Origin of the sequence: Companilactobacillus bobalius, from assembly GCF_002179915.1 — a bacterium.
Classification (GTDB): Bacteria; Bacillota; Bacilli; order Lactobacillales; family Lactobacillaceae; genus Companilactobacillus; species Companilactobacillus bobalius.
Genome location: NZ_MYFM01000017.1, coordinates 1 through 8,154, shown reverse-complemented (window position 1 = coordinate 8,154; position 8,154 = coordinate 1). Strand labels below are relative to the sequence as shown.

The 8,154-nt window shown below is 35.0% G+C and carries 9 protein-coding genes and 2 pseudogenes; 7 read left to right on the top strand and 4 right to left on the bottom strand.

The window, feature by feature from the left end:
• Positions 1 to 219, top strand: a 219-nt coding sequence (locus tag LKACC16343_RS14445; RefSeq protein ID WP_218780473.1) for a hypothetical protein, incomplete at its 5' end; no start/stop codon positions are given.
• A gap of 46 nt (positions 220 to 265) precedes the next feature.
• Here the strand turns inward: LKACC16343_RS14445 and LKACC16343_RS14010 are convergent.
• Positions 266 to 478 (bottom strand): hypothetical protein, encoded by a 213-nt coding sequence (locus LKACC16343_RS14010; RefSeq protein WP_001748064.1) that lies wholly within the window; start codon positions 476 to 478, stop codon positions 266 to 268.
• A gap of 361 nt (positions 479 to 839) precedes the next feature.
• Positions 840 to 1,427, bottom strand: coding sequence for a site-specific integrase (locus tag LKACC16343_RS14005; protein ID WP_025016518.1), 588 nt, complete (start codon positions 1,425 to 1,427; stop codon positions 840 to 842).
• Positions 1,428 to 1,504: 77 nt separating this feature from the next.
• Between LKACC16343_RS14005 and LKACC16343_RS14000 the strand changes: the two genes are divergently transcribed.
• The 6 genes and pseudogenes from LKACC16343_RS14000 (at position 1,505) to tet(M) (ending at position 5,918) form a co-directional block, all read left to right on the top strand.
• Positions 1,505 to 1,768, top strand: coding sequence for a type II toxin-antitoxin system PrlF family antitoxin (locus LKACC16343_RS14000; protein ID WP_001748062.1), 264 nt, complete (start codon positions 1,505 to 1,507; stop codon positions 1,766 to 1,768).
• The gene (locus tag LKACC16343_RS13995; RefSeq protein WP_024002471.1) at positions 1,768 to 2,115 is read left to right on the top strand and encodes a type II toxin-antitoxin system PemK/MazF family toxin; all 348 of its coding nucleotides are present in this window, start codon (positions 1,768 to 1,770) and stop codon (positions 2,113 to 2,115) included. The genes LKACC16343_RS14000 and LKACC16343_RS13995 overlap by 1 nt, the downstream gene beginning before the upstream one ends.
• A gap of 285 nt (positions 2,116 to 2,400) precedes the next feature.
• Positions 2,401 to 3,000 carry a hypothetical protein gene (locus tag LKACC16343_RS13990; RefSeq protein WP_056950771.1) on the top strand — a complete coding sequence of 200 codons (600 nt, stop codon included), beginning with the start codon at positions 2,401 to 2,403 and terminating at the stop codon, positions 2,998 to 3,000.
• Positions 2,969 to 3,622 (top strand): annotated as a pseudogene (locus tag LKACC16343_RS13985) (conjugal transfer protein); the annotation flags it as partial. The gene LKACC16343_RS13990 and the pseudogene LKACC16343_RS13985, both read left to right, overlap by 32 nt.
• Before the next feature lie 313 nt (positions 3,623 to 3,935).
• Positions 3,936 to 3,983: pseudogene (locus tag LKACC16343_RS14715) on the top strand (hypothetical protein); the annotation flags it as partial.
• A 15-nt stretch (positions 3,984 to 3,998) separates the two neighbouring features.
• On the top strand, positions 3,999 to 5,918 hold the full coding sequence (gene tet(M), locus LKACC16343_RS13975) for a tetracycline resistance ribosomal protection protein Tet(M) (RefSeq protein ID WP_000691727.1): 1,920 nt from the start codon (positions 3,999 to 4,001) through the stop codon (positions 5,916 to 5,918).
• A 225-nt stretch (positions 5,919 to 6,143) separates the two neighbouring features.
• Here tet(M) and LKACC16343_RS13970 read toward each other — a convergent pair whose 3' ends face one another.
• Entirely contained in the window at positions 6,144 to 6,662 is a 519-nt protein-coding gene (locus LKACC16343_RS13970; protein WP_056950769.1) for a helix-turn-helix domain-containing protein, read from the bottom strand.
• Positions 6,655 to 7,590: a replication initiation protein gene (locus LKACC16343_RS13965; RefSeq protein ID WP_001748065.1), complete on the bottom strand. Its 936-nt coding sequence runs from the start codon at positions 7,588 to 7,590 to the stop codon at positions 6,655 to 6,657. The genes LKACC16343_RS13970 and LKACC16343_RS13965 overlap by 8 nt, the downstream gene beginning before the upstream one ends.
• Positions 7,591 to 8,154: the final 564 nt, after the last annotated feature.

Below are 8,154 nucleotides of genomic sequence, written 5' to 3'. Positions count from 1 at the left end.
GGCAGGAAAGCAAAGTTTTATAGAAACTTTGGCTTTCGCCAATTCAGTGTTAAGACTGGTTTAGAGCTGTCAATTCCTTATGCTCCCACGCTTTGCTCGTCCGCTACCATTGACAGCAAACAGTTAGCTTTTCTAAAACATAATAAGAATTTAACTGCTATGTCCCTTTTAAGGCCTTTATTTTCAATTCTCAGCAGTTTTAAGCATATTTACATATAATTTATACCAAAACAAAATAAAAAGCCCTCAGTGAGCTTTTAGAGGGCTAAATTACAAATCCTGGTCGATTAATAATATCTTCTTGTCTTTTTTGCAAAATGTAAGTGTACAAGGAATTATACAAATTCTGTTTGATCTCATCAGGTTCATGAACAAAAGCTTCAAACAATTCTTGAATATCAACTTGCCAAGGATCAGCAAGCATTTCATCAATTGGCTTTAATACTTTTTTTTCGTCCATCTGAGTTACTCCTAACATTAGCTAATTATTTCAGGTTTAAATTAAAGGCATCTTTTTATAGTTAGTTATTCAAAGATGGTAATTAAGTTTAGAAAGAAAAACGGTGTAAAGCAATTAAAAAGATTTGTTTGAGCGCAGCGAAATCTAATACAACTTTTTTTAGTATAAGCACAATCAACTTTAGTTGTTGTGTGTAAGTGCGCATTGAACTAAAAAACAACCTTTATTTCAATGATCAAGTTAGCTATTTTTTAGCGTCATTAAACGGAATGAAATGAGTTTAATGCGCACTTATACATAGAATTTATTCTATGTTGTGCTAGACCCATTAAAAACCTGTATCAGAAGTCGCCGTTGGCGACAACAAAATCAAACTAATTTACCCAAAATCAATTTGGTTCAACATGTTTTCTGTACTTGCTTGATCCAAGCCTAAATAAGCTAAAGTCATTGATTCACTTGAGTGATTTAGTAAGTGCATGACTAGGCCAATATTGTAATTTGATTGCGTGTAAACACGATAAGCCCCAGTTTTGCGCATCGTATGAGTACCTAGATAATTAATGCCTAATAGATCGCCAACCTTACTCATAATTTTGTAGAACTGTTTTTCAGTAATATGGCGTTCTGGGTGTTGAATTGAAGGAAAGAGCCATTCAGAATCCAGCTTATGATCAAGCAGCCATTGACGGTACAATAAGAGCTCTGTTTGAACAGGTTTAAGGTACAAGGTATTAGGTTTACCAGTTTTTCGGTCATGAATAAACGCATTTTGTTTAATAGAACCGTCCGGATTAAAAATATCGGCCTGTTTTAAGCCCATAACGTCACTCACTCGCAGTAGCGTCGCTTTACCAACTTGAAAAATCGTATAGTTACGTCGGCCAGCTTTAAAGTTATTGAGTAACGTATCTTGAACCTCTTTAAGAACGTTTGAATCTTTGATGGGTAAGACAACTTGTTGCATAGTCTTTTCTCCTTTTCTTGAGATATTAAAGCAGTTATGTTATTATTTTTGTAAGGAAAAAGTAAGGAGATGATATTGTGAGCGCAGGTAATGTAACTAAGGTTAGCTCGAAGATCACAAGTAAAAATCAGATTACAATTCCTAAAACAGTACGTGAACTGTTAAAAGTTCGGTCTACTGACACAATTGAATGGCAGATTGAACCAAATGGTAAAGTAATGATTGTCCGTAGTAAACCGGATCTATGGCAACTTGTTGATGAACAAGAAAAAAAGTTTGGAAATCTCAGTACAACAGAAGTTGATTGGGGTAAAGACGTAGAAAGCGAAGACTTTGATTAATGAAATTAAAACAAGGCGCTATTTTATGGATTAATTTAGATCCGGCTAAAGGCACTGAAACTAAGAAAAAGCGACCGTGTTTAGTTGTAAGCAACGATCACTATAATCGCTATTTTAATACGGTGCTAGTTGTGCCAATCAGTACCTCTGACAAATATCGTACCCAAGAAAAGTATGCTAAATCGCCGTTATTTATCAGGATAGATAACGGGAAAATTCACGGGACAGCGTTATTGCAACATGTCCGTGCTGTCGATCCAACAAAACGATCAGATGGCGAAGTTGTGGCCACTTTATCTCAGCAAGAAATTAGTTCAATTAGTACAAAGGTCCAACAATTTTTCTGAAAAGCAGATGTTATTTATTGATAAAAGAAACAAAATAGCCCCCAATATCTACATTATAGATATTGGGGGCTATTTTAACAATGTTTTTGAGGGGTTATTTGTTAAAAATGGGCCCTTAAAAATATATAGCTTACTTGATCTTCCCATTTTCCTGGAAGATCTTTTTTGTTCGAAAATAATCCGACAAAAATTTGTTTTCTTGTTTTTCTGTGCTAAAATTAAGCCGTCTACTCGAACGTGTGTTCGGATATTGAGCAAATAATTTTTAAGGAGGTTGAATCAGCCTTGTACTCATGGTTAATCGTAATATTAGTTGTTTTTTTTCTCATAACAATTGATTTTTTATATTTATGTGACCATATAAATGATACTATCATTGAAAATGGCTATTTTAAAAACATTCTTACAATTATTATTTCAATTTTATCTAGTTGGTTCATCTCCAAATATTTGGGCCCTTTTTTTCTAAATTTCACTTCAGAAGTTGGAGTTACCAATTCATTCGGCTTTATATTAATAATTGTTGCATTAATAGGCTTTTCACTCCTATTCAACGCTGCAAGGCATGACATTGTAACTAGGAAAAAAACTGTACAGCAGGCTCAAAAAAAATACTTCAGACACAATCAAGTCCTAACTTTTTCTATGGTTCATTACGTAATCGGAATAAGTAGTGTTGTAATAGTTAATAGCATTGTATATTTACCAATCTTCCTCGACTTTTTAATTCCGATTCCCAAAAGTTACCCTGGTAACGTTGAAAAAATTGAACTCCAAGAATTCATTACTTTTATTATTACTCTTGTAATGCCTTTTTTAATCATAGTTTTTACCCCCTTTTCTTTGAAAAAATTACTCTCCTCTCCAATCCCAAGAAGCCATTGATAAACGAAATGAGAAATTGACCCATTATTTGACGGAAGAATTGCAGGTATTAAATGAAGAAATGATTCGTAAGGATATTCCTACTAGTTCTAGTGTGAACGATATACAGGTGTGGCAGGTTTCTCAAGTGAATGAGAACACCTTTGAGGTACTGTTTTCTGTTGAACAAGTTATTACCGAAGACAAAGACAAGGAAACTATATCGTCTAGCTTTCATGTGGTTGTCCATATAGATGAATCAGATAATATGGTTATTATCAAAAATCCGACAATGAGTAAGAAACCTCAAAAATCGGACTACCAACCCAAACAGCTAGAAAGTGACCATACAGTAGATACAGAAACGATGGACGAAATCATTAGCTTTTTAGAAACGTTCTTCCAGCTCTATCCTACCGCCACAGAAAAAGAATTGACTTACTATGTAAGTAATCATGTGTTACCTATGATTAACAAGGAATATGTTTTCGAGGAATTGGTGAATCCTATCTTTACCAGAAAAGATAACCAAGTAATCGTGAATGTCGCTGTGAAATATTTAGATCAAGAAACAAAGGCAACCCAAATCTCGCAATTTGAGTTGATATTAGAAAAACAAGATAATTGGAAGATTGTAAAATAACAAATATTGGTACATGATTACAGATACTTTGTAATCATGTACTCTTTTTGATAAAAAATTGGAGATTCCTTTACAAATATGCTCTTACGTGCTATTATTTAAGTGACTATTTAAAAGGAGTTAATAAATATGCGGCAAGGTATTCTTAAATAAACTGTCAATTTGATAGCGGGAACAAATAATTAGATGTCCTTTTTTAGGAGGGCTTAGTTTTTTGTACCCAGTTTAAGAATACCTTTATCATGTGATTCTAAAGTATCCAGAGAATATCTGTATGCTTTGTATACCTATGGTTATGCATAAAAATCCCAGTGATAAAAGTATTTATCACTGGGATTTTTATGCCCTTTTGGGTTTTTGAATGGAGGAAAATCACATGAAAATTATTAATATTGGAGTTTTAGCTCATGTTGATGCAGGAAAAACTACCTTAACAGAAAGCTTATTATATAACAGTGGAGCGATTACAGAATTAGGAAGCGTGGACAAAGGTACAACGAGGACGGATAATACGCTTTTAGAACGTCAGAGAGGAATTACAATTCAGACAGGAATAACCTCTTTTCAGTGGGAAAATACGAAGGTGAACATCATAGACACGCCAGGACATATGGATTTCTTAGCAGAAGTATATCGTTCATTATCAGTTTTAGATGGGGCAATTCTACTGATTTCTGCAAAAGATGGCGTACAAGCACAAACTCGTATATTATTTCATGCACTTAGGAAAATGGGGATTCCCACAATCTTTTTTATCAATAAGATTGACCAAAATGGAATTGATTTATCAACGGTTTATCAGGATATTAAAGAGAAACTTTCTGCCGAAATTGTAATCAAACAGAAGGTAGAACTGTATCCTAATATGTGTGTGACGAACTTTACCGAATCTGAACAATGGGATACGGTAATAGAGGGAAACGATGACCTTTTAGAGAAATATATGTCCGGTAAATCATTAGAAGCATTGGAACTCGAACAAGAGGAAAGCATAAGATTTCATAATTGTTCCCTGTTCCCTGTTTATCACGGAAGTGCAAAAAACAATATAGGGATTGATAACCTTATAGAAGTGATTACGAATAAATTTTATTCATCAACACATCGAGGTCCGTCTGAACTTTGCGGAAATGTTTTCAAAATTGAATATACAAAAAAAAGACAACGTCTTGCATATATACGCCTTTATAGTGGAGTACTACATTTACGAGATTCGGTTAGAGTATCAGAAAAAGAAAAAATAAAAGTTACAGAAATGTATACTTCAATAAATGGTGAATTATGTAAGATTGATAGAGCTTATTCTGGAGAAATTGTTATTTTGCAAAATGAGTTTTTGAAGTTAAATAGTGTTCTTGGAGATACAAAACTATTGCCACAGAGAAAAAAGATTGAAAATCCGCACCCTCTACTACAAACAACTGTTGAACCGAGTAAACCTGAACAGAGAGAAATGTTGCTTGATGCCCTTTTGGAAATCTCAGATAGTGATCCGCTTCTACGATATTACGTGGATTCTACGACACATGAAATTATACTTTCTTTCTTAGGGAAAGTACAAATGGAAGTGATTAGTGCACTGTTGCAAGAAAAGTATCATGTGGAGATAGAACTAAAAGAGCCTACAGTCATTTATATGGAGAGACCGTTAAAAAATGCAGAATATACCATTCACATCGAAGTGCCGCCAAATCCTTTCTGGGCTTCCATTGGTTTATCTGTATCACCGCTTCCGTTGGGAAGTGGAATGCAGTATGAGAGCTCGGTTTCTCTTGGATACTTAAATCAATCATTTCAAAATGCAGTTATGGAAGGGATACGCTATGGTTGCGAACAAGGATTATATGGTTGGAATGTGACGGATTGTAAAATCTGTTTTAAGTATGGCTTATACTATAGCCCTGTTAGTACCCCAGCAGATTTTCGGATGCTTGCTCCTATTGTATTGGAACAAGTCTTAAAAAAAGCTGGAACAGAATTGTTAGAGCCATATCTTAGTTTTAAAATTTATGCGCCACAGGAATATCTTTCACGAGCATACAACGATGCTCCTAAATATTGTGCGAACATCGTAGACACTCAATTGAAAAATAATGAGGTCATTCTTAGTGGAGAAATCCCTGCTCGGTGTATTCAAGAATATCGTAGTGATTTAACTTTCTTTACAAATGGACGTAGTGTTTGTTTAACAGAGTTAAAAGGGTACCATGTTACTACCGGTGAACCTGTTTGCCAGCCCCGTCGTCCAAATAGTCGGATAGATAAAGTACGATATATGTTCAATAAAATAACTTAGTGTATTTTATGTTGTTATATAAATATGGTTTCTTGTTAAATAAGATGAAATATTTTTTAATAAAGATTTGAATTAATCCGAACAGCGTTCGGATTAATTTTACAATCTACCCACCAGAATAATCTGTGGGACAGTCCCAGCCCTCACCCTTTAGCTTGGCAGCTACAGATTGTTCAAATTTATCTTCCGCTATTTAACTAGTCTTCTTTTCTTTTTTAGTTGTAACTATTTACCAAAACGCCACCACTTTTTAGGTTTAGGTTGTGACTCCGGGGTGCTATTTTCAGGTTCCGGTTGTTTGTCTGACGTCACTTCTTTTTCACTATTATCATGCGGTGCCATCGTTAAGGCTTTCAAGTCCTTAATTTCTGCCTTGTATTCTTCGAGCAGTTGTTTGTCCTGTAAGGCCAATCTTTGTTGCTGATCTAGTAACTTATGTAACTCTTTCTTTTCAGATTGAAATTCTGATACTAAATTTCGAAGGAATTTCACTTCATCTTGTCCATCAACCGCATCTTTTTTGTTGTCGTCAACATCATCTTTTTGTTGACGGTATCTTGTTGATGAATCGTTTGAGAACATTGCTTTAATAGCTTTTTGCCCATCAACATCAACGTAAACAGTATTGCCTTTTGTTGATGTAAATTGACGTAAATCGATTGACACATCTCTTTTTATCTTTTGCCATATAGCCTGCTTTGAAACGCCCAATTCATCAGCAAGTTCTCTAATAGTTTTAGGCATGATTTCCAAACCCCTTTCGGAGTTCAGCAAGTGCTTCTTGTCTTGCTTGATCTCTTATTTTTTTATCGTGCTCGGCCTGTTTATCAGCCAATGCTTGTTTCTCAGTAGAGCCTAAAGTTAACCCCTTAACCTTGTCAATGGCGCGCCATTTTTCCTGCTCTGTTAATTCACCATTATGCTGAATATTAAAAAGCTTTTGACGCTCATCTTGTAATTGGCCTTGTGAGAAATCATTGGCATCTTTCTTTTCTGGTTTCCAGGTAAACGAATAGCCAATAACTGGTTTCCCACGCCCTTTACCATATTTTTTTCTAACCGTTAATCCTCTAAACAAAGGAGTTAATTCTTCTTTAATGGGTTTTATAACAAATTTATCGACGTTAGAGGGACTATTCCAGTAACTTTTGGGCATATCTAGTAATTCAAAAAAGTCTTCTTTAGAAAAATAAGCATATCCAGTGGTTCTGAACTGTTTTAGTAACCGAAACATTGTTTTTGCGTAACTACTTTTTAAATCTCTAAACTCTGCCAACGCATAACGAACCCAACTTTCAAGCTTGTTTAAAAGGGGTAAAGCACGTTCATAAACTTTTACGTCTACATAAGGTTCTTCTGCATCTCCATCAATTTTAAATTCTGTAAACAAAACAAAAAACTCTCGAGTTAATCCACTTTTACTTCGTCTACCAAAATGTAATCCCATCATTTTTTCATAAGTTCTCTGAATGTCATCTTCAAAACGGTTATTTGCAGTAGGTTTATAAGCACTTAGCTCTTTTAATTGATCAAAAGTAAAACGAATGGTCTGATCACTCTTATCACGCATACGAGAAATAATCGAAAAAAATAAATTCATTTCAACTGGAGTAAATTTTCGAAGTGGAATGGTATTTAACTCTGGATCATATTTAATAATTTCATTTCCCATGCTGTACCTCCTAATGATTACAAATTAATTTTAGATTATGTTTATCAAGTAGTCAACTTTATAGTTCTACTTGATAAACAGACAAAACCTACTTGATAAACAGACAAAACCTACTTGATAAACAGACAAAACCTACTTGATAAACAGACAAAACCTACTTGATAAACTTCTATAAGCCTTGGGAGAGTAAGGTTCAAGAGGGGTCTAAAAGAGGTTTAAAAGAGGTTTATAAAAGAGGTATATAAGAGGCACCACTGTACGAGATCAAGACCTAAAATCAAAAACACAAAGGAGTGAGCCAAAAACCGGCTCACATTAAACTCCATTCGCTACGCTCTTTGCGCCTCACTTCGTTCGTTGCCTAAAAAGGTGTGGCAAGCCACATTTATACGGGCGCTGACGCCCCGCACCCCGTCAAGCTGAAACAGCTTGACCGTTTTTTCACTCGCCGTTAGGCAGGAAAGCAAAGTTTTATAGAAACTTTGGCTTTCGCCAATTCAGTGTTAAGACTGGTTTAGAGCTGTCAATTCCTTATGCTCCCACGCTTTGCTCGTCCGCTACCAT

Excerpts from the sequence above, each read along its gene's own strand:
- LKACC16343_RS14010 (WP_001748064.1), bottom strand. The coding sequence starts at position 478 with ATGTTAGGAGTAACTCAGATGGACGAAAAAAAAGTATTAAAGCCAATT.
- LKACC16343_RS14005 (WP_025016518.1), bottom strand. The coding sequence starts at position 1,427 with ATGCAACAAGTTGTCTTACCCATCAAAGATTCAAACGTTCTTAAAGAG.
- LKACC16343_RS13995 (WP_024002471.1), top strand. The coding sequence starts at position 1,768 with ATGAAATTAAAACAAGGCGCTATTTTATGGATTAATTTAGATCCGGCT.
- LKACC16343_RS13970 (WP_056950769.1), bottom strand. The coding sequence starts at position 6,662 with ATGCCTAAAACTATTAGAGAACTTGCTGATGAATTGGGCGTTTCAAAG.
- LKACC16343_RS13965 (WP_001748065.1), bottom strand. The coding sequence starts at position 7,590 with ATGGGAAATGAAATTATTAAATATGATCCAGAGTTAAATACCATTCCA.